This window comes from Streptomyces telluris (genome assembly GCF_024519335.1).
Classification (GTDB): domain Bacteria; phylum Actinomycetota; class Actinomycetes; order Streptomycetales; family Streptomycetaceae; genus Streptomyces; species Streptomyces telluris.
In genome coordinates this window covers 98,319-120,570 of record NZ_JANIID010000005.1, presented here as the reverse complement: position 1 = coordinate 120,570, position 22,252 = coordinate 98,319, and the positions used below count along the sequence as shown (strand labels likewise).

Sequence of the window (22,252 nt, the reverse complement as noted above, 5' to 3'; positions counted from 1 at the left end):
CTCGCTCACGCGGCCACCCGCTCGGCCTTCGCCGCGGTGATCCCCTTGGTCGAGGCGATCACGTGACGCAGCTTCTTGGCAAGCGCCTCGTAGAACATGCTGAGCGGGAACTCGTCCGGCAGCACGTCGTCCACGAGCTTGCGGGGCGGCTGGGCGAGGTCGAGGGCCTCGGGACCCTTGGCCCAGACGGAGCCGGGGTGCGGGGCGAGGTAGGTGGAGACCAGCTCGTAGGCGGCGAGCCAGTGGACCAGCTTGGGCCGGTCGATGCCGTCGCGGTAGAGCTTCTCGATCTCGCCGCAGAGCTGGTTGGTGACCTGCGGGGCGCGGTCCCAGTCGATGTGCAGAGTGTTGTCCGTCCAGCGTACGACGTCGTGCCGGTGGAGGTACGCGAAGAGCAGCTGGCCGCCGAGCCCGTCGTAGTTGCGGACGCGGTCGCCGGTGACCGGGAAGCGGAACATCCGGTCGAAGAGGACGGCGTACTGCACGTCACGGCCGTGCGCGTTGCCCTCGGCCTCCAGCTTCACGGCCTCCTTGAAGGCGGTGAGGTCGCAGCGGAGCTCCTCCAGGCCGTACATCCAGAACGGCTGCCGCTGCTTGATCATGAAGGGGTCGAAGGGCAGGTCGCCGTGGCTGTGCGTGCGGTCGTGGACCATGTCCCACAGGACGAAGGCCTGCTCGCAGCGGTGCTGGTCGCCGACCATCTGCTGGATGTCGGCGGGCAGCTCCAGGCTGAGGGCGGAGACGGCCGCCTCGGTGACGGCGCGGAAGCGGGCGGCCTCGCGGTCGCAGAAGATGCCGCCCCAGGTGAAGCGCTCGGGGGCCTCGCGGACGGCGATGGTCTCCGGGAAGAGGACCGCGGAGTTGGTGTCGTAGCCCGCGGTGAAGTCCTCGAAGGTGATGCCGAGGAAGAGCGGGTTGTCGTAGCGGGTGCGCTCCAGCTCGGAGAGCCACTCGGGCCAGACCATGCGCAGGACGACGGCCTCGAAGTTGCGGTCGGGGTTGCCGTTCTGCGTGTACATCGGGAAGACGACCAGGTGCTGGCGGCCGTCCTCGCGGTGGGCGGCCGGCTGGAAGGCCAGCAGCGAGTCGAGGAAGTCCGGCACTCCGAAGCCGGTGTCCGCCCAGCGGCGCAGGTCCGCGACCAGGGCCGCGTGGTAGGCGGAGTCGTGCGGGAGGAGCGGCGAGAGCTGCTCGACGGCCTCCACGACGCGCTCCACCTGGGCCCGCACGGTCTCGCCCGGTGGGGCGCCCTCCGCGGCGAGGTCGATGGAGCCGTCCGGGGACTGCCAAGGCCGGATCGTTTCCACGGCGTCCTTGAGTACCCCCCACGCGGGGTGATCGATCACCGGGTCGGCGGCCGAATTGTCGGTCGCTATCGCCGACGACGCAAGGATTTCCGTCATGGCTGCCCCTCCTCGGGAGAACTTGGTGTTAAGACACCGTATCCGTGCGCGCTTCTCCTGCTCAAGAGGGGAGGCCATAAATTATCCTGCCGAACCCCCGGTCGCGCCGCTGTTTTTCCTGCACACCTCCGCCATATGTGTACCCATGGGGACCATTCCGTCACACAGGTCCCACAGACCCCATGAGCTGTTCTAGCCGAGATCCGGCCATTCCCCCGCCGTCCGGCCACGGGCCGCCGCCGGACGCCCCCACCCCCGTCCCCCGGGCCTACCCCCGCACCGCCGGTGAATTCATGAAAGCGCAACAGTCTTCCGCTATGCGGACGGTCGGCGGCCCGACCTGGACAGGGCCGTGATCACGCTGCCAGTCTCCCGCCATGCCCGTCGTCAACCGGCCTCCGCGCCGCACCGCCGTCCCGGCCGCGCCCGCCACCCACCGCCGCACGGCCCGCCTCGCCGCCTGCCTCGCCGTCCTGCTCACGGCCGCCGTCGGCTGCGCTCCCCAGGACGACGCCGGTTCCGCCTCCGGATCCGGCTCCGCGAAGTCCTCCGCCGCCCCGTCCGCTGCGGCGTGCACCAAGGAGAAACTGGCGACGCAGACCCCCGGCAAGCTGACCGTCGGCACCGACAAGCCCGCCTACGCGCCCTGGTTCCGGGACGACGACCCCTCGAACGGCAAGGGCTTCGAGTCGGCCGTCGCCTACGCCCTGGCCGAGCGGCTCGGGTACGGCCGGGCCGACGTGGTCTGGCAGACCGTCCCGTTCAACACGGCCGTCGCTCCGGGCGCCAAGAAGTTCGACCTCGACATCAACCAGATCTCCGTCAGCGACGAGCGCCGGCGGGCCGTCGACTTCTCCTCCGGCTACTACGACGTCCGCCAGGCCGTCATCGCCCTCAAGGACTCCCCCGCCGCCAAGGCCAGGAGCGCCGCCGACCTCAAGCACGTCAAGCTCGGCGCCCAGGTCGGCACCACCAGCCTCGACGTCGTGAACGACGTGGTCAGGCCCGACCGGCAGCCCGCCGTCTTCCAGAAGAACGACTACGCCAAGACCGCGCTCAAGAACGGCCAGGTAGAGGCCATCGTCGTCGACCTGCCGACCGCCTTCTACATCACCTCCGCCGAGGTCCCCGACGCCCGCATCGTCGGCCAGTTCGGCAGCGCAGGGGACAAGCCCGAGCAGTTCGGCTTCGTCCTCGACAAGGGCAGCCGCCTCACGCAGTGCGTCTCCGGCGCCGTCGACTCCCTGCGCGAGGACGGCACGCTCGCCGGCCTGGAGAAGAAGTGGCTCTCCGAGGCCGCCGACGCCCCGGTGCTCAAGTGAGCCCCGGCGAAGCGGCCGCCGTCCCCGAGGGCGCCGCACCCTCCCTGGTGAAGAAAGCCGCCGAGGACGCCTACACCCCCTCGGCACGCCGCCTGGAGCGGGAGCGCTTCAAACGCGCCCGGGCGCGCCGCGCCACGGCAGTCGCCGCCTGCAGCACGCTGATCACGGCCGCCGTGCTGTTCCTCGCCGTCGTCAGCTCCCCCGGCTGGCAGCGCACCCGTGAAACGTTTCTCAGCGGGCACTACGCGCGCGAGGCGCTGCCCAAGGTCCTCGACGGACTGTGGCTGAACCTGCGCCTGCTGGTCGTCTGCGGTGCGGCCGTGCTCGTCCTCGGGCTGCTGATCGCGGTCGCCCGCACGCTGCGCGGACCCGTCTTCTTCCCCCTGCGCGCGCTCGCCACCGCCTACACCGACTTCTTCCGCGGGCTGCCGCTCGTGATCTGCCTGCTGATGGTCGTCTTCGGCGTCCCGGCCCTGCGGCTGCAGGGCGTGACGACCGACCCGGTGCTGCTGGGCGGGACCGCGCTCGTCCTGACGTACTCGGCCTACGTCGCCGAGGTCTTCCGCGCCGGCATCGAATCCGTGCACCCAAGCCAGCGCGCCGCCGCCCGCTCGCTGGGCCTCAGCGCCCGGCAGACCCTGCGCCACGTCATCCTGCCGCAGGCCGTGCGCCGGGTCGTGCCACCGCTCCTCAACGACCTGGTGTCCCTGCAGAAGGACACCGGCCTCGTCTCGATCGCCGGCGCGGTGGACGCCGTCTACGCGGCGCAGATCCTCTCCAGCAAGAGCTTCAACTACACGCCGTACGTCGTCGCCGGGCTCATCTTCGTCGCCCTCACCATCCCCATGACCCGGTTCACCGACTGGATCACGGCACGGACGGACCGCCGGCGCGCACAGGGAGGGATCGTATGAGCACCGTGACGGACACCGCCCCGGCCGGCAGCGCCGGTACGGAACGGCCCGTGCTGCGGATGGAGGCCGTGCGCAAGACCTTCGGCGGCACGGTCGTGCTGCGCGACGTGGACCTGGAGGTCGCCCCGCACACGGTGACCGCGCTCATCGGCGCCTCCGGATCGGGCAAGTCCACGCTGCTGCGCTGCGCCAACCTGCTGGAGGAGATCGACGACGGCGCGATCTTCCTCGACGGCGAGGACATCACCGACCCGCGCGTGGACCCCGACGCCGTCCGCCGCCGCATCGGCGTCGTCTTCCAGGCCTACAACCTCTTCCCGCACATGACCGTGCTCGACAACATCACGCTCGCGCCGCGGCGGGTCCACGGCGTGGCCCGCGCGGAGGCCGAGGAGCGGGCGCGGGAGCTGCTGGAGCGGCTCGGGCTGGGCGGCAAGGCGGGCGAGTACCCGGACCGGCTCAGCGGCGGCCAGCAGCAGCGGGTGGCGATCGTACGGGCGCTCGCCGGCCGGCCCCGGCTGCTGCTCCTGGACGAGATCACCGCTGCCCTCGACCCCGAGCTCGTCGGGGAGGTGCTGGGCGTCGTGCGCGACCTCAAGGAGGACGGCATGACGATGGTCCTGGCCACCCACGAGATGGGATTCGCCCGGGACGTCGCCGACCAGGTGTGCTTCCTGGACGGCGGGATCGTGCTGGAGCGCGGCACCCCCGCCGAGGTCTTCGGCGCACCGCGGCAGGAGCGCACCCGGACGTTCCTGCGGCGGATCGTGGAGGCGGGCCGGCTGTGAGGTGGACCGGCTGTGAGGTGGACCGGCCGGCGATGAGGTAGATGAGGTAGGGGTAAGGGGCTCTGCCCACTGAGCAGAGCCCCTTACTTCTCCGACCACTGCCCCGTCAGACCAGTTCCTTGATCAGCAGTTCGAACTCGAGGTCGTCCCGCTGCGGGATGCCGAAGCGCTCGTCGCCGTACGGGAACGGGCTCATCCGCCCGGTGCGCCGGTAGCCGCGCCGCTCGTACCAGGCGATCAGCTCGTCCCGCTGCTTGATCACGGTCATGTGCATCTCGGTCGCACTCCAGTCGGCGCGCACGAGCCGCTCGGCCTCCGCGATGACGACCTTGCCGAGCCCGGCGCCCTGCATCTCCGGGCTGACGGCGAACATCCCGAAGTACGCGTGGGCCCCCCGGTGTTCGAGCTGGCAGCAGGCCACTATCCGGTCGCCCCGCTCCACCACGAGCAGACGGCTGTCCGGGTCCGTCACCACGGCCTTGACGCCGTCCGGGTCGGTGCGCTGGCCGTCCAGCAGGTCCGCCTCGGTCGTCCAGCCGGCGCGGCTCGCGTCACCGCGGTAGGCCGACTCGACGAGGGCGACGAGAACGGGCACGTCCTCGACGGTCGCGTCCCGGAAGGTCGTCTCCGTGCTGCTGGTGGTTTCCATCGTGTTCCTGTGGTCCTCTCCGTACGGTTCCGGCTCCACGTGCACACTAACCCGGGCTCCGGGGTAGGCCTCCGGGCCCTCGCGCGCCCCTGACGTGCCACCGCGCGTGCGCGGGCGCACTTTCGTAGGCTCCAGCGCTCCTCCAGTGCGCCTGTGCGCTCCCATGCGCTCTCGGCCCCGGGGGAATCAACCGGAGGTGGATCTGCACGTCCGGGGAGGTGCGCCGTGCACGGACCGCCGCTGATCGGCTGGCTGCTCGTGGCGGTGTGCGCCGCGACGGGCGCCTACTGCCTGGTGCGCCTGCGGGCGGGAACGGGAGGAGAGCGCCGGGCCGTCGGGAGCGACGCCCTGATGGGGCTCGGCATGGCCGCCATGGCCGTGCCGCCCGCCGTCCTGGACACACGGCCCTGGGGCGCGCTGCTGTTCGCCGTCGTGTTCGGCGCGGCCGGCGTCCACGCGCTGGTGGGCGTGGCGCGCGGCCGTGCGGACAGCCACCATCTCCACCACGCCGTGGGCGCGTTCGCCATGGTCTACATGGCGCTCGCCATGGCGGGCACCCCGATGGGCGGCCGCGCGGAGCACACGGGAGCGGCGGCGGCCACGCACGCCGCGACCGCACACGTCCCGGCCGGCACGCCCCTGCTGACGGGACTGCTGCTGGTGTACTTCGCCGTGTACGTGGTGCGCACGGTGGCCGTGCTCGTGCCCGTCACCGTGGCCGCCGGGCAGGTCTCCTGGCCGGGCCGGCCGGATCTCACCCATGCCTGCCGGCTGTCCATGGGCATCGGCATGCTGGCGATGCTGCTGACGCTGTGAGCCCGCGCCCCGTGGAATGCATCACTTCGCGTACCGGACCGTACCCGCGGGAGCGGCCCCGCTCATAGGCTGACGGCCATGATGGTCCCGCTCGCGCTGCTGGTCCTCGGCGCACTGGTCGCGGCGATGGCTCCGCGCGTGCTGACCCGTTCCGACTGGCCCGACCGCGAACCGGTCGTGGCCCTGTGGGTGTGGCAATGCGCGGTGGCGACCGTGCTGCTGTGCTGCCTGCTCGCCATGGCGCTCAGCGCCGCGGCGGCCTGGGAGGCCGTGCGCGGGCACGTCTTCGCCATCGCCCCGCACGGCGTCGTCGAGGCCTACGCCCTCACCGCCTACGCCACGTGGGCCGCGCCCCTGGCCGTGGCACTGGCGAGCGGCGCCGTGTGGACCGCCGCGATGCTGACCCGCGAGATCAGCTGGTCGCGCGCCCGCCGCCGGCAGCGCCGCGCGGAACTGCTCGTCCGCTCCCCCCGGCTGCCCGGCGAGGAGCCGGGCGGGGACCGGCTCGTGGTGCTGGAGGGCGAGCGCCCCGACGCGTGGTGGCTGCCCGGCGGCACCGCGCCGCAGCTGGTGATCACCACCGGCGCGCTGCGCCGCCTCAAGGGCCCCCAGCTCGACGCGGTGCTGGCCCACGAGCAGGGGCACGCCCGGGCCCGGCACCACTGGCTGCTGCACGTCTCCTCGGCCCTGGCCAACGGCTTCCCGCAGGTGCCGGTGTTCGCAGCCTTCCGCGACCAGGTGCACCATCTGGTGGAGCTCGCGGCGGACGACTCGGCGTCGCGGCGCTTCGGCCGCCTGACCACGGCGCTCGCCCTGGTGGAACTGAACGAGGACCGCGGGGTGTTCGGGCCGTGCCCGACGCAGCTCTCCCAGGTGCCGACGCGGGTGCACCGCCTGCTGGCCCCCGCCCCGAGGCTGACGGCCGCGCGGCGGCTGCGGCTCACGGCGGTCGCGGCGCTGGTCCCCGCGGTGCCGCTGCTGGTGACGTTCGTACCGGGCCTCAGCGTCCTGACCCGGTCCGGGTCCTAGCGCCGGCCGGTCCGGGTCGTAGCGCCGGCCTCGGAGGCAGTGCCGGAGCGGGCACCACGAGCCAGGGCCGCAGGCGTGGTGGCCCCCGCGGCGCCCATGCGCGAGGATCTGCGGATGCACGCCCCTCCGCGCCCCTCGCCCGCACTCCCCCGTTCCCCGTCCCGCATCCGCCCGGCGCCGATCCCGGCCGGGCTCGTCCTCGCGGCCGTCTTCGGCGTCCTGCTCGCCCTGGTCGCGGGCGCGTGGGAGCCGCTCGCCTCGCTGGACCGGAACGTCGCGGACGGATTGCACCCGGTGGCCGTGGAGCACCGGGGCTGGACCCGGTTCGTCCGTGTGCTCTCCGACTGGGTGTGGGACCCGTGGACGATGCGCGCCGCCCTGGCCCTGGCGGTCCTGTGGCTCCTGCGCCGGCGCGACCTGCTGCTCGCCGCCTGGATCGCGGGGACGTCGGCGCTGGGCACCGCTCTGCAGCAGGGCATCAAGGCGGCGGTGGGCAAGGACCGTCCGAGCTGGCCGGATCCGGTGGCCACGGCGCACTACGCGGCGTTCCCCTCGGGGCACGCCCTGTCGGCGACGGTGGCGTGCGGCCTGCTGGTATGGCTGCTGTGGAGGTACGGCGCACGGGCACGGGGCCTGCGCGCCGCCGCGGCGGCGGGTGCGGTGTCGGTGCTCGGAGTGGGCCTCACCCGGCTGTACCTGGGCGTCCACTGGGCGTCGGACGTCCTGGGCGGCTGGCTGCTCGGCGGGGCGCTCGTGGCCGCGTCGGTGGGACTGTTCGGCACGGTGTCGCGACGACGGGCTTGACGGCTACGGCCAGGGCCAGGGCTACAGCTGCTCGGGGGCGAAATCGGGTGGCACCGCATGCGGCCCCGCTGCCGCGGCTATCGCACCGGTCAGCTTGTCGATCGTCACATAGCGCGCGGAGTGATCGACCCCTTCGGGGACGTGATGTTCGAGGGCGGTGCGGTCCTCGGACATGCGCCCGTAAGTGCTCACCCGGATGCGCACCCCGTACCAGTACGGCGCACTCCGGCTGCTCCGCGCATGGTGCGCGCAGCTGAGCAGCATCCTCTTGACGGGCTCTTCGAAGGCCCGGTTGAACCGGCTGTTCGTCGTGTTCGTCATGGGCGTCATGTTCCGGGAGATGCCGGGCCCTCCCAGGTTGTCGTTCCACAGGTGGCCCTTCACCCAGCCCCCGCCGTCCCGCCGGTTGAGCTCCTCCACGATGCTGCACTCGCCCGTCTGCGGCGGCCCCCCGAGATAGGTGTTCCCGGGCGCCACGACGCTGGGACCGACCACCACCATGACCGACGTGCCGCCCGTACGCCCGTCATGCGCGCCGTAGTCCGGGCCCTCCCACACGTGCCGTTGCCTGTCCCACGCCGGGTACGGCAGGCTCCCCGTCCGGCCGCGCGTCGCAGCAGGTTCGGCCGGTTCCGTCTCCCGCTCCCGCATGCGGGCCACCGCGGCGTTGCCGGCCGTGCGGTGCATCCCCAGCACGGCGGCGGCCCCCGCTGCGGCGGGCCCGGCCCGCCCCGCCGCCGGGCCGGGCCCCGCGGCGCTGGAACTCTCTTCCGGGTGTGGACCTCTCACGCGCACCGAACGGACCTCCTCGGACACTGGGGACGGCTGTCTCGCCGGCTCTCGGCTCTCCAACGCTCCGATTTTCCAACCCCATACGCGAAAGACTGGGCAGATGACGGAACTTCGTAGGGCACACCAACGAGAAGTCGCCACGGCACGGCAGGCGACGACGGCAGGGGCGGGATCATGACGGTCAAGGGGGTGCTCTTCGACTTCTCCGGCACGCTCTTCCGCATAGAGCCCACCACGTCGTGGCTGGCCGCGGCCCTGGAGCGCACCGGCGTGCACATGAGCCGGGCCGAGGCGGCCCGCACCGCCGAGCGGCTGGAGGAGGCGGGCGCCCTTCCCGGGGGCAGGAGCCCGCTCTCCGTACCCGCGCACCTGGCCGGGCTGTGGGCCGAGCGGGACCGCAGCGCGGAGCAGCACCGCGCCGCGTACACGGGGCTGGCGCGCGAGGTGCCGCTGCCCCGGCCGGAGCTCTACGACGCGCTGTACGAGCGGCACATGGAACCGGCGGCCTGGCGCCCGTACGCCGATGCGCCCGAGGTCCTGGACGAGCTGAGGCGGCGGGGGATACGGACGGCCGTGGTGAGCAACATCGGCTGGGACCTGCGGCCGGTGTTCCGCACGCACGGCCTGGACGCCGGCGTGGACGCCTACGCGCTGTCCTTCGAACACGGGGTGCAGAAACCCGATCCGCGGCTCTTCCTGGTGGCCTGTCAGGCGCTGGGGCTGGCTCCCGAAGAGGTGCTGATGGTGGGTGACGACCGCCGGGCCGACGGGGGTGCCGCGGCACTCGGCTGTGCGGTGCACCTGGTGGACCACCTGCCGGTCGGGGAGCGGCCCGCCGCTCTGCGCCCGGTGCTCGGCCTGCTCGGCTGACAGGCCCGGTTGCCACGCTGGTCTGGGCGGTCCCCCGCGCCGCCCAGGCCAGCCGACACGCCGGTGCCGCACCACGCCGGGGGCGGGCAGGGCACCGGATACCCCCTGAGTATATTGGCCCGGAGCCAGTCAACGCAGGAGTTGTGGAATGTCCCCGCGCAGCGCGTCGGCCAACGAGGAGATGCGCCGCCGTTCCCGTGAGCGGCTGCTCCAGGCGACGGTCGAGCTCGTCGGTGAACGCGGGTACGAGGCGACGACGCTCGCCGACATCGCCGACCGGGCCGGCACGGCGCGCGGCCTGGTGTCGTACTACTTCCCCGGCAAGCGCCAGTTGCTGCAGTCGGCGGTGCACCGGGTGATGCACCTGGAGCTCGAGGCGGGCCTGGAACGCGCCCCGTGCGCCCGGGACGGCCGCGAGCGCCTCGCACGGGCGATCGACGCGATCCTGGGGCTCGCGCGGGACCGCCCCCTGCTGATGCGCACCCACATGGCCGGGATCCTCCAGGCGGAGGGCTTCATCCAGTGCCCCGAGCAGCAGCGCCTCGCGCGCCTGCTGCACGAGACGGTGGCGGCCTACGGCTCGCCCGACCCCGACGCGGACTACCCGCTGCTGCGCGCCCTGCTGATGGGCGCCGTCGTGGCGGTCCTGCTGCCGGGCGCGCCCATGCCGTTCGAGAGGCTGCGGGCGGAGCTCTTCCAGCGCTACGGCCTCGACTGGGAGCTGGGCGTCCCGCCCTGCCCGGGGCCCCCGCGGGCGGGCGCCTGACCCGTCCGGCCGACGGAACCGGCCACGCGCACGCGCCGCCCCTCCCGTACCGCGGCTCCCGGTGCGATCCTGGAGGGACCTGCGGGACATCTGCGGACGTCTGCGGAAAGGGGCCCACCGTGCTTCGCATCGCCGTGGTCGGGTCGGGGCCGAGCGGGGTCTACACCGCTCAGGCCCTGGTGCAGCAGGGGGCCGTCCCCGGCGTGACGGTGGACGTCCTGGACCGGCTGCCCTGCCCGTACGGGCTGGTGCGCTACGGCGTCGCCCCGGACCACGAGAAGATCAAGTCCCTGCAGGGCAACCTGCGGGCGGCCATGGAGCACCCGGCCATCACGTTCTTCGGCAACGTCCCGGTGGGGGACGACCCGCGCGGCCTCCCGCCGCGGCGGCTGCTGGAGCTCTACCACGCGGTCGTCTACTGCGTCGGGGCCGCGGCCGACCGGCGGCTCGGCGTCCCCGGCGAGGACCTGGCCGGCAGCTTCTCGGCCACCGAGTTCGTCTCCTGGTACAGCGCCCACCCGGACGCGGCGCCGGACGGGTTCGTGCTGGGCGCGCGCTCCGCGGTCGTCATCGGCGTGGGCAACGTGGCCGTCGACGTGGCCCGCGTGCTGGCGCGCGGCGCGGGCGAACTGCACGGGACCGACGTGCCGCACGCCGCGCTGTCCGCCCTCGCGGCCAGCCGGGTGACGGACATTCACATGGTCGGCCGGCGCGGCCCGTCGCAGGCGAAGTTCACCACGAAGGAGCTGCGCGAGCTGGGCGACCTGTCCGGTGCCGAGACGCTCGTCCGGGCGCAGGAGGCGGCGCTCGACCCCGCGTGGGACGATCCCGCCGGGCTGCCCGCGGTGGGGCGGCGCAACGTCGAGGTGCTGCGCGGCTGGGCCGGGCGTCCGCCCGGCGGCCGCCCGCGCCGCATCCACCTGCGGTTCTTCCTCCGACCGGCCGCACTGCTCGGTGGCGACGACGGGGCGGTGCGCGCCGTGCGCTTCGAGCGGACGGCGCCGGACGGGCGCGGCGGCGTCGTCGGCACGGGCGAGTTCGAGGAGGTCGAGGCGCAGCTGGTGCTGCGCTCGGTGGGCTACCGCGGGGTGCCGATCGCGGGGCTGCCGTTCGACGCGGACCTGGGCGTCGTGCCCCATGCGGCGGGCAGGGTGCTGCGGGAGGGCGTCCCGTCGCCGGGCGAGTACGTGGCGGGGTGGATCAAGCGCGGCCCGACGGGCGTGATCGGCACGAACCGCTCGTGCGCGAAGGAGACGGTGACGTCCCTGCTGGCCGACGCCGGGGCGCTCGCGGCACGCCGGCCCGGGCCGGTGGAGGACGCGCACGCCGTCCTGCGGGCGGCGGGGCGGGAGCCGGTGGAGTGGCCGGGCTGGCTGGCGATCGAGGCCGCCGAGGCCGCTCTCGGCCAGGGCCTGGGCCGCGGTCCGGTGAAGATCCCGGACTGGGAGGGGCTGCTGTCGGCGGCCCGCTCCCGCAGCTGATCCCCGGGCCCCGGTCCCGGCGCGGTCAGGCCGGGGCGCCCAGGCGGGACGCCTGGTGCGCGGCCGCCGCGAGGACGGTGCCGAGCAGGCCCGGGAAGAGCGCTTCGAGATCGTCGCGGCGCAGGGCGTTCATCTTCGCCGTGCCCCGGTAGATCTGCCGGACCACGCCGCTCTCGCGCAGCACCCGGAAGTGGTGCGTCGTCGTCGACTTGCTCACGGGCAGGTCGAAGACCGAACAGTTCAACTCGCCCTCGACCGCGGCGAGGTCGCACACGATCTGCAGGCGCATGGGGTCCGCGAGCGCGTGCAGCACGCCTTCCAGGCGGATCTCCGCGCGGTCGGGGTGCTCCAGGGAGCGGCCGCTCGACGACGGCCGGTTCTGTGCTGGCACGGCTGCTCCTCCAGGTACGTCGGGCTGCTCCGCGACGCCTCCATTGTACGAGGAGCATCGTAGTTTGACATCCCTCGTACTACGACGACTATCGTATGAACCGTTGCCCGCCGCGGAACCGCCGCGCCGGGAAGACGTCGCCGTGCGTCGCCGTGAAGCGCATAGGAGCCTGCCGTGACCGCCCTGTTCACCCCGTACACCCTGCGTTCGCTCACCATCCCCAACCGGGTCTGGATGGCCCCGATGGACCAGTACAGCGCCGAGGTCTCCGGACCGGGCGCGGGCGTCGCGAACGACTGGCACTTCGCGCACTACACCGCCCGCGCGACCGGCGGAGCGGGGCTGATCCTCGTGGAGGCGACCGCGGTCAGCCCGGAGGGCCGGATCAGCCCGGCCGACCTGGGACTCTGGAACGACACCCAGACCGAGGCCCTCCGCCGCATCACCTCCTTCCTCACGGAGCGCGGCACCGTGCCCGGCATCCAGCTCGGCCACGCCGGCCGCAAGGCCGCCACCGAGCGCCCGTGGCGCGGCAACGGTCCGGTGGGCCCGGAGGAGGCCTGGCAGACGGTCGCCCCGAGCGCCGTGCCGTACAACGAGGACCACCACGTGCCCGCCGAGCTGACGGTGGAGCAGATCCAGGAGATCGTGGGGCAGTTCGCGGACGCCGCGCGGCGCGCCCTGGCCGCCGGATTCCGGGTCGTCGAGCTGCACGGGGCCCACGGCTACCTCATCCACCAGTTCCTCTCCCCGCTCAGCAACCGCCGCACCGACCGGTACGGCGGGTCGTTCGAGAACCGGACGCGGTTCGCGCTGGAGGTCGTGGAAGCGGTGCGCGCGGCGTGGCCGCAGGAACTGCCGCTGTTCTTCCGGGTCTCGGCCACGGACTGGGTGACGGAGAACCCCGAGGACGGGCGCGACGGCTGGACCGCGGGCGACACCGTGCGTCTCGCGCACGAGCTGCGGGCGCGCGGCGTGGACCTGGTGGACGTCTCCACGGGCGGCATCACCTCCGGCATCCGCATCCCCACGGGCCCGGGCTACCAGGTGGCGTTCGCCCGGCGGGTCCGCCGGGAGTCCGGCCTGCCGACCGCCGCCGTCGGCCTCATCACCGACCCCCGGCAGGCCGAGAAGATCCTCGCCGACGGCGACGCCGACGCCGTCCTGCTCGGCCGCGAGCTCCTGCGCGACCCGCACTGGCCCCACCGCGCGGCGGCCGGACTCGGCGCGGCCAAGCGCTTCCCCGACCAGTACGCCTGGGCCGTCTGACACACGAAGCCGCACGCTCCGCCCGGGACACACGTACGGCTGAATCTTCCGGGCGCGGATACGTACGGGTACGTACGGATCCGCGCCCCGCTCCACGCGGCCGTCCGCACGGTCCGGATCCGGGGCCCGGACTGCGGGTGCGGCCCCTCCTTCGCGTACGATCCCGTACTTGCGCAACTGCCAGCAGTTTGTTTACAGGGAGGGGCGGCAGCTGTGGCTGCACGACCTTTGCACGAGATCGTCGAACCGGGCTGGGCGAAGGCCCTGGAGCCGGTGGCGGGCCGGATCGCCGCGATGGGCGACTTCCTGCGCTCCGAGATCGCCGCGGGCCGTACGTACCTGCCGTCGGGCGCCAACGTGCTGCGCGCCTTCCAGCAGCCGTTCGACGACGTCCGGGTGCTGATCGTCGGTCAGGACCCGTACCCGACGCCGGGTCACGCCGTGGGGCTGAGCTTCTCCGTCGCACCGGAGGTACGGCCGCTGCCCGGCAGCCTGGAGAACATATACCGCGAGCTCCACACCGACCTGGGACTTCCCCGCCCGTCCAACGGCGACCTCACACCGTGGACCCGGCAGGGCGTGCTGCTGCTCAACAGGGCGCTGACCACCGCCCCGCGCAAGCCCGCCGCGCACCGCGGCAAGGGCTGGGAGGAGGTCACGGAGCAGGCGATCCGGGCGCTGGTCGAGCGGGGCCGCCCGATGGTGGCGATCCTGTGGGGCCGCGACGCCCGCAACCTGCGGCCGATCCTGGGACAGGTGCCGTCCGTGGAGTCGGCGCACCCCTCCCCCATGTCGGCCGACCGCGGCTTCTTCGGCTCGCGGCCGTTCAGCCGGGCCAACGACCTGCTGGCGCGGCAGGGCGCCGCCCCTGTGGACTGGCAGCTGCCGTGAGCCCCGCGGGCGGCTGGGTCCTCGGCGTCGACTCGGGCGGCTCGGGGATCCGGGTCGCCCTGCGCCGGGCCCCCGGTGGCGGCCCCGCCCTGACCTGGTCCTCCGCGGTCCCGGCCGCGGTGGGCGAGAAGGGGATCGACGCTCGCGGCCTGCTCGCCCAGGTGGTGCCTGCGGCCGAGGAGCTGCTGGCCGCGGCGGGGGCGCGGCGCTGCGAGGCCGCTTGCGTCGGCGCCGCCGGCATGGCCGCTCTCGGCGGCGATCTGCACGCCGTCCTGCCTTCCGCGCTCCGGGAGGCCCTGGGGGTGCGCGTGCTCGCCCTGGCCACGGACGCGATCACCGCCTACGCCGGCGCCCTGGGCCAGCGGCCGGGGGCCGTCGTCGCCGCGGGCACCGGACTGGTCGCGGTGGGCACGGACCTGACCGCAGAGGGCGGCTGGCGGCGCGCCGACGGCTGGGGCCACCTGCTCGGCGACTGCGGCGGCGGGGCATGGATCGGCCGCGCCGGCCTGGAGGCGGCGATGCGCGCCCACGACGGGCGGGCCGGCGGTTCGCCCGCCCTGCTGGAGCGCCTGCGCGCGGTCTTCGGCCCGGCGCCGGAGCTCCCGGCCCTCCTCTACCCCCGCGCGGACCGGCCCGCCGTCCTGGCCTCCTTCGCCCCCGAGGTGGGCCGGTGCGCAGCGGCCGACCCGGTCGCGGCCGGCATTCTGCGCACGGCGGCCCGGCACATCGCCGAGGCGGCCGCGGCCGTGTGCCCGCCTGCCCGGCCCGGCCGGGAAGGTCCTCCCGCGGGGCCGCCGCCGCGGACGGACGGGCCGGCCGGGGCCGGTGGGACGTACGAGGTGGCGCTGACCGGCGGCCTCCTCCGCATGGGCGCTCCCCTCCTCGCACCCCTATTCGATGAGTTGCAAATGCAACTCCCTCATGCGCGACGCGTCACGGCGGCGGGCGAGCCGCTGGACGGCGCGTTGTGCGTGGCGGAGGCCCTGCTGGCGGGCGAGCTGCTACTGCCGGCCGACCCTCCGATGCTCCGGGTCGTTTGCTGAATGCTTCTGCGATGAGCGTATTTATGGGCGAATAAATCCGGACAGACGTCACGGAGACGCCCCCACCCGAACGGCCCAGCGCCTTGAACGACTAACATGCGGCGCCATGAGCTCCCCCACAGGGCCCGCGCCTGGCCTGCCTGTACGAATGCCGCGACCCCGTCAGCCCGGACGGCACCGGCGGCCGGAGCCGGCGGCCGCCCCCGTCGGCGCGCCGCCGCTGGTTCTCGCCGTTCCGGGGCTCCCCGACACGGAGACGCGCTCCCTCGCCGAGGAGATCCTCAGCATCGCGCGCTCCGAGCTTCCGGGCCTCGACGCGCGCATCGGCTACGTGGACGCCGACGGGACCGCCGAGGGCTACCCCTCCCTGGAGGCCGTCCTCGCCTACGCCGCCGCTCAGCGCGCCGCTCGCGCGAGCGAAGCCCGCGAAGCCGGTGCCGAGGACGGCGCCGCCGGAGCCTGGGACCAGTGGCCCCCGGCCATCGTGGTGCCACTCCTGGCCGGTCCGGACAACTCCCTCCTGCGCCGGGTCCGCCAGTCCGTGATGAGCAGCGGCAGCGCCGCCGAGCTCACCGACGCGCTCGGCCCGCACCCGCTCCTCGCCGAGGCCCTGCACGTGCGCCTGTCGGAGGCCGGTCTGGCCCGCGCCGACCGCGCCCGACTGTTCACAGTTGCAACGGCAGCGGACGGGATCATCCTGGCGACGGTCGGCGGCGAGGAGGCCGTGCAGGCCGCCGGGATCAGCGGCATGCTGCTCTCCGCCCGCCTCGCCGTGCCGGTCCTCGCGGCCGCGCTGGACATCGAGGGCGACATCGCCCGGGCCGCCGACCAGCTGCGCGGCTCCGGCTCGCGGAACCTGGCGCTCGCCCCGGGCCTGATCGGCCCGGAGATCGCCGAGGGCCTCGCGGACGCCGCCGCCAAGGAGGCCGACTGCGCCGCCGCCGCGCCGCTCGGCGCCTACCCGGCGATCGGCAAGCTCGTCCTGGCCAAGTACGCGGAGGTCCTGGGCATATCCCTGCAGCCCCAGGGCGTCCCTGCGCACTGACGCGTACGACCGGCGGGGCCGGGCGATCAGACCGTGCCGTGACCGTCTGACCTCCGGCCCGCACGCTCCACCTTTGTTCTCTGTTTTCCCGGAAGAGGGGCCCCGCGACGCGGGGCCCCTCTTCGGCCGTTCCGGGCCCGTCCGGGCCGCTCGCCGCCGCCAGGCGCCCGCGCCCGCCCCGGGGCGAGGGCCCCGCAGCCTCCTCAGGCGAAGATCACGCAGGACGCCGCCGGCACGGCGACCGAGCCCGCGAGCCGCGGCGTCCCGGTCTCCGGGTCCACGGCGAACCAGGTGACGTCACCGGACCGCTCGTTGGCCGCGTAGAGGTGGCGGCCGGAGGGGTGCAGCGTCAGGTCCCGCGGCCAGACGCCTCCGCAGCCGACGGCCTCGGGGGGCCCGGCGATGTCCCCGGACGCGTCGAGGGCCAGGACCGAGATGCTGTCGTGGCCGCGGTTGGCCGTCCACAGGAACCGCCCGTCGGTGGAGACCACCGGCGCGGAAGGGTAGGTCCGCACGCCCTCGCCCGGAGGCAGGACCCGCGTCTCGCCGAGCGGTTCGAGCACCCCTTCCGCCCGGTCCCAGCGGCAGACCGTGACGCTCGGGACCAGCTCGTTCAGCACGTAGACGCGGTCGGTCACCGGGGAGAAGGCGAGGTGGCGGGGCCCCGTGCCGGGCCGCAGGCGCGTCTCCCCCCGGAGGCGCGGCAGGCCGGTCACCGGGTCGAGGAGGTAGGTCCACACGGAGTCCGTGCCGAGGTCGACGGCCAGGAGCCTGCCGCCCGAGGGGTCGGGAACGACGGCGTGGGCGTGCGGGCCCTTCTGCCGGTCGGGGTCCGGGCCGCCGCCCCGGTGGGCCATGACCGCGGCAGGGGCGCCCGGCCCGCCGCCCCTGCGGACCGGGAGGGCGCTGACGCTGCCCGATCCGTAGTTGGCGGTGAACAGGTGGCTGCCGGTGACGGCCAGGTGCGTGGGGCCGTCACCGCGTACGGACACCGGCGGTCCGAGCGGCTCGGGCCGTACGGGATCGGCCAGGGAGAACGCCGCGGCGGCGCCCTCGTCGGTCTCGCTCACCGCGTACAGCACGTCGGCCCCCGGCGAGAGGGCGAGGAAGGAGGGGTTCGGCACGGCGTCCGTGGAGCCCAGGAGCGTCAGCGCGCCCGTGCCGGGATCGGTCCGCGCGACAGTGATCCCCCGGCCGCCGGCCTCCGTGAACGACCCGATGTACGCGAGGTGCCCCCGCCCGCCGGGCTGCCCGGTCTCCCGGGTGTGCGCGCCCTCCGCGGCCTCCCGGGCCCGCCCGAGGTGTCCGCCGCCGTCCGCCATGCCGTCCTCCCCGCCCCGAACTGTGATCCCGACGCTACACGGCGGTACCGGCCCGCACCGGGTCAGGCCTCTGCGGGACACTCCGCGGCGCCGCGGGCACCCGCGGTCCCCGGCCCCGGCGCGGCCGGCACGGGAGGCTCGCACCGCGCCGCCGACGGGGCGGGCAGGCCGGTCCGGGCGGCGTGGCAGGTGACGCAGAGGATCTGCCGGGCCGGGGTGGAGCCGTGGGAGACGCCCAAGCCGTTCGTGCGGTGCAGCAGCGGGCGGGTCATGCGCAGGTGGTCGGGGCAGAGGCCGGAGTTGCAGCCGTGGCAGACGGCGACCGCAGGGGTGTCGGCGCCCTCGGCGGCGTGGCAGTCGTAGCAGTTCACAGGAATTCTCCTTCGGGTTCGGACGGCTGCGCCCCGCGGAGGAAGGCGACGGTTCCTCAGCGCACCAGGCAGCCGCGGTCCGCACCGCTGTCGGCGTACCCGATCCGGCAGCACGCGGCGACGAACCGCGAGGCCAGCTCCTGGTCCTGGTCGTAGCGCCAGACCACGGCGATGTCCGTGCGGGGCTCGGGCAGCCCCAGCGGACGCACGCGCAGGTCGGCGCTGAGGCTCATCCATTCGGCGATGCCGCGGTCCATGTACGACATGCCGGCGCCCGAGGCCACGGCCGCGGCGACGTTGATGTAGTCGGGTTCCTCCCAGGCGACCTGCGGGGACCGCTCATGGCTGACGAAGTCCAGGACCTTGTCGTAGAGCCCGGGGGCGAGCGAGCGGGGCCACATGATGAGCGGAAGCTCCCCGGCGGGCTCTTCCTCCGCGATGCGGTCGGCGGCGCCGCCTCCCGGGAGGAGCTTGACCAGTTCCGCGTCCCCCACCACCGACATCCGCAGGTCGTCCGCTTCGATGGGCGGCCTGACGAACGCGAAGTCGGCCTGCCCGGCGCGCACCAGATTGATGTTCCGCTCCGACCAGCCGGATTCGACGGAGACCGGGACCGCGTTGCGCTCGCGGAACTCCGCGACCATCTCCCGCTGGCGCAGGGCGTGTCCCGAGCGGCTGAAGACGACCCGTATCGGACGCCGGCTCTCCGCGGCCGCCTGCTGGATCCGCGCCTTGATCGAGTACGTGCACTGCAGGAGCCGCGGCGCCTCCTCCTGAAGTGCCTTGCCCGACGCGGTCAGTGCGATCCGCCGGCTGCCGCGGCTGAGCAGTTCGGCGCCCAGCTCCTTCTCCAGCACCTTCATCTGGTGCGAGAGGGTGGGCTGGCTCACCCCGCAGCGCCGGGCCGCCCTCCCCAGATGGAGCTCGTCGGCCACCGCGACGAAATACTCCAGGCGGCGCAGCAGACCGGAGAGGCTCAGTAAAGGCTCCTCGTCACCCCGCACGCACACGACCTCCCGCCTGAACTGGGCATTGCCATACGAAAGTTGTTTTCCGGGTGCTTCACGAGTGTAGCAACCGTGATCCAAGCGAGGTCAACAACGCTGCAGCAGATACAGGCCGTTGGCGGTCGGGGCGTCAACGGGGAATCAACGGGGCCCGGCCGGGGCCGACGCGGCTCACCTATCAGCACATACCGGGCACTTCACCGGCCTCAGCTCACACCCATCCCACCCCCGCCCTGTGACCCACGCCACTCGAAGGGCCCCGGAAAGACGTCCCGCCTGCCCTCTTAGCGATCATCTATTTGATCTATAGAGCGGCTTTATTGGACCGTTCGCGGAACGCGTGGAACTGTCGCCCTACATTGATCAACCGCCCCCCGGACAGCAGGAGGTAGGATGATCAGCGAGCTGATCAGCAAGGACGACCGGTTCCAGGAGATCCTGGAACGCCTGAACCGCAAATCGGTCGAGGACTACTACAACCCCTACCGGATGTTCGACTGGCCGGATTCCCTGCCGGAGAACCGGTGGTGGATGAGTCCGGAACTCACGACCACCTACGGCACCGATGTCGCCTCCGAACTCGACCAGGAACAGCTTCACCGCCTGTCCCGGTACGAGAGCATCAATTTCTACAGCCTCAATGTGGACGGAATCCGCGAGCTCATCGTCGAGGTGACCAGGCGCATCCACACCCGGGGCTTCGAGATTCCGTCGGAGTTCTTCCACCATTTCATCGGCGAAGAGAACGAGCACATGTGGTTCTTCGCCGAGTTCTGTCTGCGCTACGGCAAGAAGATCTACCGGCAGCTGGAGCCGGCCGGTCAGGGGAACGAATGGTCCGACGAGGCCGCCAGCTTCCTGGTGTTCGTCCGCATCCTCCTCTTCGAGGAACTGGTCGACCACTTCAACAGCACGATGGCGGCCGACGAGCGGCTGCACGACACCATCCGCGCGGTCAACCGCATTCACCACCAGGACGAGTCCCGGCACATCGCCTTCGGCCGCGAACTGGTCTCCCTGCTCTTCAAGGACCTGAAGGCCAAGGCCCCGGAGGAGGAGCTCCGCCAGGTGCGGGAATACCTCAAGCGCTACCTGAACTACAGCTTCGAATCGCTCTTCAACCCGCAGGTCTACCGGGACGCCGGAATTCCGGAGCCGTTCGCCGTCCGACGGCGCCTGCTGGCCTCTCCGCGCAGCGCGGAGTTCCAGCAGCAGGTGTTCCGCAAGCCCCTGAACTACCTGGTCAAGACCGGAATTCTGCAGGACCGGGACCTGAGCGTCTCCCGGGCGTCGGTGGGACAGGGGGAGGCGTGACCGCGACGATCTCGACGGCCCAGGGCGGTGCCCTCACCATCCTCGGCCCCGACCAGACCGACCTGCTGCGCGATCTGGACCGCACCATCACCCGCTGGGCCGACGAGGCCGGCGCGCGGGAGATCATGCCGCCGCCCGTCTACCCGCTCAGTGACCTGGAGAAGTTCGACGTCTACGAGAACTTCCCGCACCTGCAGTTCGTCGGCGGTCCGCTGGACGTGACCGGCGCCCCGCCGGCGCCGGTGGAGGGCTCCTTCGCCAGCGGCGACGTCCGCCCCTCGTTCCTGGGCCTGCCGCACTCCAGCTGCTACGGCGCCTACCTGTACTTCGAGGGCCGGTCGGTGGCACCCGAGACCACCATCACCCTGATCAACCGGTGCTTCCGCAACGAGGAGAAGTACGAGGGGCTGCGGCGCCTGCTCAGCTTCCAGATGCGGGAGATCGTGGCCCTCGGCTCCTTCGAGCACACCCAGCAGGTCATCGCCCGCTTCACCGACCGGATCGAGGAGTTCGCGAAGAACCTCGGCCTGGAGCTGAACAAGGAGGCGGCCACGGACCCGTTCTTCGAGCGCGACAGCGGCCGTGCCCTCCTGCAGCGGCTCAGCCCCGTCAAGCACGAGTTCCAGGCCGACGGCCTGGCCATCGCCTCGGTCAACACCCACCGCAACTTCTTCGGAGAGCGGTGCCGCATCACGGTCGACGGCACGGGCGAGCACGCCTTCACGGGCTGCGTCGCCTTCGGCCTGGAGCGGTGGCTCGCGGTGCTGAGCGACCGGTTCGACGGCGATCTGCAGCGCGCCCGCGCGGTCGTCAACGCCGCGGCCTCGTGAGCGGAACCGCGATCCGGGTCGGGGTGGACCTCGTCCCCCTGTCCCGCGTACGGACCATGGCCGACGCCGACGGCGGCCGGCTGCTGCACCGGATGCTCACCCCCGCGGAAGCGGAGCAGAGCCGGTTCGCCTCCGGATGGGACGTCCACGGAGTGGCCGGCCGGCTCGCGGCCAAGGAGGCGGTCTTCAAACTCCTCCACGTCACCGGCCGGCCGCTTCCCTGGCAGTCCATCGAGGTGCTGAAGGGCCCCGGCGAATGGCCCTGCGTCCGCCTCACCGGACCGGCGGGCCGATGGGCCGCCGACGCCGGCATCGAGGCGATCGACATCAGCATCTCCCACGAAGAACAGTTCGCCGTCGCCGTCGCTGCCGGCGCGACGGGACGCCCCCCACTCGAGGAGGAATTCCATGCCCAGCAAGACCTCGTCCAACGTTGACGCCGTGCGCAACTGGCTGCTGGCCAAGCACCCCGAGCGCACCTCCATCGCCCCGGACGAGGACCTCATCGGCTCCCGCCTCGTCGACTCCCTCTCCTTCGTCGAGTTCGTCCTGACGGTCGAGGAGGCCAGCGGGAAGGAGATCGACCACGAGGCCATCGACCTCGCCGACTTCCGCACGCTGGAGGCCATCGAGCGGAAGTACTTCTGATGGGTCGCTTCCTCCACGCCGAGGACTACGAGACCGGGACGCGTCACGACCTCGGGACGCACAAGGTGACGGCCGAGGAGATCACCGCCTTCGGCCGCACCTACGACCCGCAGCCGTACCACGTCGACGAGGAGGCGGGGCGCGCCTCCGCCTTCGGCGGCCTGATCGCCAGCGGGTGGAACACCGCGGCGATCTGGATGCGCCTGTACGTGACGACGCTGCTGCCCGACGCCGCGGCCGCGGGCACGGTCGAGGGCTCGCCCGGAGTGGACGAAGTGCGCTTCCTGCACCCGGTCCGGCCGGGTGACGTGCTGAACGGCACGTGCGAGATCCTCGGCTCCCTCCCCTCCCTCTCCGCGCCCGACTTCCGCATCGTCCGCAACCGCGGGCGCCTGGTGAACGCGGACGGGACCGAAGTCCTGACGCTGATCCTGAACGCCCGGTTCCGGTGCCGGCCCAAGAACTCCTGAACCAGACCATTCCGAGA

25 protein-coding genes are annotated in these 22,252 nt (G+C 73.1%); 18 read left to right on the top strand and 7 right to left on the bottom strand.

Annotated elements, in window-relative coordinates:
- Window positions 1-5: 5 nt before the first annotated feature.
- On the bottom strand, window positions 6-1,403 hold the full coding sequence (locus tag NQU55_RS08125; RefSeq protein WP_168094546.1) for a DUF6421 family protein: 1,398 nt from the start codon (window positions 1,401-1,403) through the stop codon (window positions 6-8).
- A gap of 377 nt (window positions 1,404-1,780) precedes the next feature.
- Between NQU55_RS08125 and NQU55_RS08120 the strand changes: the two genes are divergently transcribed.
- The 3 genes from NQU55_RS08120 to NQU55_RS08110 are packed head-to-tail and all read left to right on the top strand — an operon-like array spanning window position 1,781 to window position 4,427.
- Window positions 1,781-2,725 carry an ABC transporter substrate-binding protein gene (locus NQU55_RS08120; RefSeq protein WP_168094547.1) on the top strand — a complete coding sequence of 315 codons (945 nt, stop codon included), beginning with the start codon at window positions 1,781-1,783 and terminating at the stop codon, window positions 2,723-2,725.
- Between the two features lie 44 nt (window positions 2,726-2,769).
- Window positions 2,770-3,639: an amino acid ABC transporter permease gene (locus tag NQU55_RS08115; RefSeq protein WP_206329708.1), complete on the top strand. Its 870-nt coding sequence runs from the start codon at window positions 2,770-2,772 to the stop codon at window positions 3,637-3,639.
- Window positions 3,636-4,427: an amino acid ABC transporter ATP-binding protein gene (locus tag NQU55_RS08110; protein WP_168094549.1), complete on the top strand. Its 792-nt coding sequence runs from the start codon at window positions 3,636-3,638 to the stop codon at window positions 4,425-4,427. Before NQU55_RS08115 ends, NQU55_RS08110 begins: the two co-directional genes overlap by 4 nt.
- Before the next feature lie 106 nt (window positions 4,428-4,533).
- Here the strand turns inward: NQU55_RS08110 and NQU55_RS08105 are convergent, their stop codons facing one another.
- Window positions 4,534-5,076 (bottom strand): GNAT family N-acetyltransferase, encoded by a 543-nt coding sequence (locus NQU55_RS08105; protein ID WP_168094550.1) that lies wholly within the window; start codon window positions 5,074-5,076, stop codon window positions 4,534-4,536.
- A 225-nt stretch (window positions 5,077-5,301) separates the two neighbouring features.
- Here NQU55_RS08105 and NQU55_RS08100 point away from each other — a divergent pair, with 225 nt between their 5' ends.
- The 3 genes from NQU55_RS08100 to NQU55_RS08090 all read left to right on the top strand — a co-directional run bounded on the left by NQU55_RS08100 (window position 5,302) and on the right by NQU55_RS08090 (window position 7,725).
- On the top strand, window positions 5,302-5,892 hold the full coding sequence (locus tag NQU55_RS08100; protein WP_168094551.1) for a DUF5134 domain-containing protein: 591 nt from the start codon (window positions 5,302-5,304) through the stop codon (window positions 5,890-5,892).
- Window positions 5,893-5,970: 78 nt separating this feature from the next.
- A complete protein-coding gene (locus NQU55_RS08095) occupies window positions 5,971-6,921 on the top strand; it encodes a M56 family metallopeptidase (protein ID WP_168094552.1) in 951 nt (316 codons plus the stop codon).
- Between the two features lie 114 nt (window positions 6,922-7,035).
- Window positions 7,036-7,725, top strand: coding sequence for a phosphatase PAP2 family protein (locus NQU55_RS08090; RefSeq protein WP_168094553.1), 690 nt, complete (start codon window positions 7,036-7,038; stop codon window positions 7,723-7,725).
- A 21-nt stretch (window positions 7,726-7,746) separates the two neighbouring features.
- On the opposite strand, the gene NQU55_RS08085 is transcribed toward NQU55_RS08090, so the two are convergent.
- Entirely contained in the window at window positions 7,747-8,412 is a 666-nt protein-coding gene (locus NQU55_RS08085; RefSeq protein WP_256790156.1) for a hypothetical protein, read from the bottom strand.
- 279 nt (window positions 8,413-8,691) lie between these two features.
- Here NQU55_RS08085 and NQU55_RS08080 point away from each other — a divergent pair, with 279 nt between their 5' ends.
- The 3 genes from NQU55_RS08080 (at window position 8,692) to NQU55_RS08070 (ending at window position 11,634) form a co-directional block, all read left to right on the top strand.
- Window positions 8,692-9,387, top strand: a complete 696-nt coding sequence (locus NQU55_RS08080; RefSeq protein WP_168096236.1) for an HAD family hydrolase — start codon at window positions 8,692-8,694, stop codon at window positions 9,385-9,387.
- A 148-nt stretch (window positions 9,388-9,535) separates the two neighbouring features.
- A complete protein-coding gene (locus NQU55_RS08075; protein WP_168096237.1) occupies window positions 9,536-10,153 on the top strand; it encodes a TetR/AcrR family transcriptional regulator in 618 nt (205 codons plus the stop codon).
- A 119-nt stretch (window positions 10,154-10,272) separates the two neighbouring features.
- Window positions 10,273-11,634, top strand: a complete 1,362-nt coding sequence (locus NQU55_RS08070) for an FAD-dependent oxidoreductase (protein ID WP_168096238.1) — start codon at window positions 10,273-10,275, stop codon at window positions 11,632-11,634.
- A 25-nt stretch (window positions 11,635-11,659) separates the two neighbouring features.
- Here NQU55_RS08070 and NQU55_RS08065 read toward each other — a convergent pair whose 3' ends face one another.
- Window positions 11,660-12,025, bottom strand: coding sequence for an ArsR/SmtB family transcription factor (locus NQU55_RS08065; RefSeq protein WP_256790155.1), 366 nt, complete (start codon window positions 12,023-12,025; stop codon window positions 11,660-11,662).
- Between the two features lie 174 nt (window positions 12,026-12,199).
- Between NQU55_RS08065 and NQU55_RS08060 the strand changes: the two genes are divergently transcribed.
- The 4 genes from NQU55_RS08060 (at window position 12,200) to NQU55_RS08045 (ending at window position 16,273) form a co-directional block, all read left to right on the top strand.
- The gene (locus NQU55_RS08060; protein ID WP_168095419.1) at window positions 12,200-13,294 is read left to right on the top strand and encodes an NADH:flavin oxidoreductase/NADH oxidase; all 1,095 of its coding nucleotides are present in this window, start codon (window positions 12,200-12,202) and stop codon (window positions 13,292-13,294) included.
- A 213-nt stretch (window positions 13,295-13,507) separates the two neighbouring features.
- Window positions 13,508-14,185: a uracil-DNA glycosylase gene (locus NQU55_RS08055; protein ID WP_168095420.1), complete on the top strand. Its 678-nt coding sequence runs from the start codon at window positions 13,508-13,510 to the stop codon at window positions 14,183-14,185.
- Complete coding sequence (locus tag NQU55_RS08050) at window positions 14,182-15,228, top strand: N-acetylglucosamine kinase (RefSeq protein WP_168095421.1); 1,047 nt, start codon at window positions 14,182-14,184, stop codon at window positions 15,226-15,228. Before NQU55_RS08055 ends, NQU55_RS08050 begins: the two co-directional genes overlap by 4 nt.
- Before the next feature lie 106 nt (window positions 15,229-15,334).
- Window positions 15,335-16,273: a sirohydrochlorin chelatase family protein gene (locus NQU55_RS08045; protein WP_168095422.1), complete on the top strand. Its 939-nt coding sequence runs from the start codon at window positions 15,335-15,337 to the stop codon at window positions 16,271-16,273.
- A gap of 203 nt (window positions 16,274-16,476) precedes the next feature.
- Here NQU55_RS08045 and NQU55_RS08040 read toward each other — a convergent pair whose 3' ends face one another.
- The 3 genes from NQU55_RS08040 to NQU55_RS08030 all read right to left on the bottom strand — a co-directional run bounded on the left by NQU55_RS08040 (window position 16,477) and on the right by NQU55_RS08030 (window position 18,970).
- Window positions 16,477-17,595 (bottom strand): lactonase family protein, encoded by a 1,119-nt coding sequence (locus NQU55_RS08040; protein WP_168095423.1) that lies wholly within the window; start codon window positions 17,593-17,595, stop codon window positions 16,477-16,479.
- A gap of 62 nt (window positions 17,596-17,657) precedes the next feature.
- Window positions 17,658-17,966 (bottom strand): DUF2180 family protein, encoded by a 309-nt coding sequence (locus tag NQU55_RS08035; protein ID WP_168095424.1) that lies wholly within the window; start codon window positions 17,964-17,966, stop codon window positions 17,658-17,660.
- Between the two features lie 56 nt (window positions 17,967-18,022).
- Window positions 18,023-18,970 carry a LysR family transcriptional regulator gene (locus NQU55_RS08030; protein WP_256790154.1) on the bottom strand — a complete coding sequence of 316 codons (948 nt, stop codon included), beginning with the start codon at window positions 18,968-18,970 and terminating at the stop codon, window positions 18,023-18,025.
- A 396-nt stretch (window positions 18,971-19,366) separates the two neighbouring features.
- Here NQU55_RS08030 and NQU55_RS08025 point away from each other — a divergent pair, with 396 nt between their 5' ends.
- Genes NQU55_RS08025 through NQU55_RS08005 form a run of 5 tightly spaced genes read left to right on the top strand, consistent with a single transcriptional unit; the run spans window position 19,367 to window position 22,235 of the window.
- Window positions 19,367-20,287 (top strand): diiron oxygenase, encoded by a 921-nt coding sequence (locus NQU55_RS08025; protein ID WP_256790152.1) that lies wholly within the window; start codon window positions 19,367-19,369, stop codon window positions 20,285-20,287.
- Complete coding sequence (locus NQU55_RS08020) at window positions 20,284-21,117, top strand: class-II aminoacyl-tRNA synthetase family protein (protein WP_168091014.1); 834 nt, start codon at window positions 20,284-20,286, stop codon at window positions 21,115-21,117. Before NQU55_RS08025 ends, NQU55_RS08020 begins: the two co-directional genes overlap by 4 nt.
- Window positions 21,114-21,554 (top strand): holo-ACP synthase, encoded by a 441-nt coding sequence (locus NQU55_RS08015; protein ID WP_168091015.1) that lies wholly within the window; start codon window positions 21,114-21,116, stop codon window positions 21,552-21,554. The genes NQU55_RS08020 and NQU55_RS08015 overlap by 4 nt, the downstream gene beginning before the upstream one ends.
- The gene (locus tag NQU55_RS08010; protein WP_058042833.1) at window positions 21,526-21,765 is read left to right on the top strand and encodes a holo; all 240 of its coding nucleotides are present in this window, start codon (window positions 21,526-21,528) and stop codon (window positions 21,763-21,765) included. The genes NQU55_RS08015 and NQU55_RS08010 overlap by 29 nt, the downstream gene beginning before the upstream one ends.
- Window positions 21,765-22,235, top strand: a complete 471-nt coding sequence (locus tag NQU55_RS08005) for a MaoC family dehydratase (protein ID WP_168091016.1) — start codon at window positions 21,765-21,767, stop codon at window positions 22,233-22,235. The genes NQU55_RS08010 and NQU55_RS08005 overlap by 1 nt, the downstream gene beginning before the upstream one ends.
- Window positions 22,236-22,252: the final 17 nt, after the last annotated feature.

What these genes read in the sequence shown, in the direction of transcription:
- NQU55_RS08125 (WP_168094546.1), bottom strand. Translation starts at nt 1,403, where the DNA reads ATGACGGAAATCCTTGCGTCGTCGGCGATAGCGACCGACAATTCGGCC.
- NQU55_RS08120 (WP_168094547.1), top strand. Translation starts at nt 1,781, where the DNA reads ATGCCCGTCGTCAACCGGCCTCCGCGCCGCACCGCCGTCCCGGCCGCG.
- NQU55_RS08110 (WP_168094549.1), top strand. Translation starts at nt 3,636, where the DNA reads ATGAGCACCGTGACGGACACCGCCCCGGCCGGCAGCGCCGGTACGGAA.
- NQU55_RS08105 (WP_168094550.1), bottom strand. Translation starts at nt 5,076, where the DNA reads ATGGAAACCACCAGCAGCACGGAGACGACCTTCCGGGACGCGACCGTC.
- NQU55_RS08095 (WP_168094552.1), top strand. Translation starts at nt 5,971, where the DNA reads ATGATGGTCCCGCTCGCGCTGCTGGTCCTCGGCGCACTGGTCGCGGCG.
- NQU55_RS08090 (WP_168094553.1), top strand. Translation starts at nt 7,036, where the DNA reads ATGCACGCCCCTCCGCGCCCCTCGCCCGCACTCCCCCGTTCCCCGTCC.
- NQU55_RS08085 (WP_256790156.1), bottom strand. Translation starts at nt 8,412, where the DNA reads ATGCACCGCACGGCCGGCAACGCCGCGGTGGCCCGCATGCGGGAGCGG.
- NQU55_RS08080 (WP_168096236.1), top strand. Translation starts at nt 8,692, where the DNA reads ATGACGGTCAAGGGGGTGCTCTTCGACTTCTCCGGCACGCTCTTCCGC.
- NQU55_RS08075 (WP_168096237.1), top strand. Translation starts at nt 9,536, where the DNA reads ATGTCCCCGCGCAGCGCGTCGGCCAACGAGGAGATGCGCCGCCGTTCC.
- NQU55_RS08045 (WP_168095422.1), top strand. Translation starts at nt 15,335, where the DNA reads ATGAGCTCCCCCACAGGGCCCGCGCCTGGCCTGCCTGTACGAATGCCG.
- NQU55_RS08040 (WP_168095423.1), bottom strand. Translation starts at nt 17,595, where the DNA reads ATGGCGGACGGCGGCGGACACCTCGGGCGGGCCCGGGAGGCCGCGGAG.
- NQU55_RS08025 (WP_256790152.1), top strand. Translation starts at nt 19,367, where the DNA reads ATGATCAGCGAGCTGATCAGCAAGGACGACCGGTTCCAGGAGATCCTG.
- NQU55_RS08010 (WP_058042833.1), top strand. Translation starts at nt 21,526, where the DNA reads ATGCCCAGCAAGACCTCGTCCAACGTTGACGCCGTGCGCAACTGGCTG.
- NQU55_RS08005 (WP_168091016.1), top strand. Translation starts at nt 21,765, where the DNA reads ATGGGTCGCTTCCTCCACGCCGAGGACTACGAGACCGGGACGCGTCAC.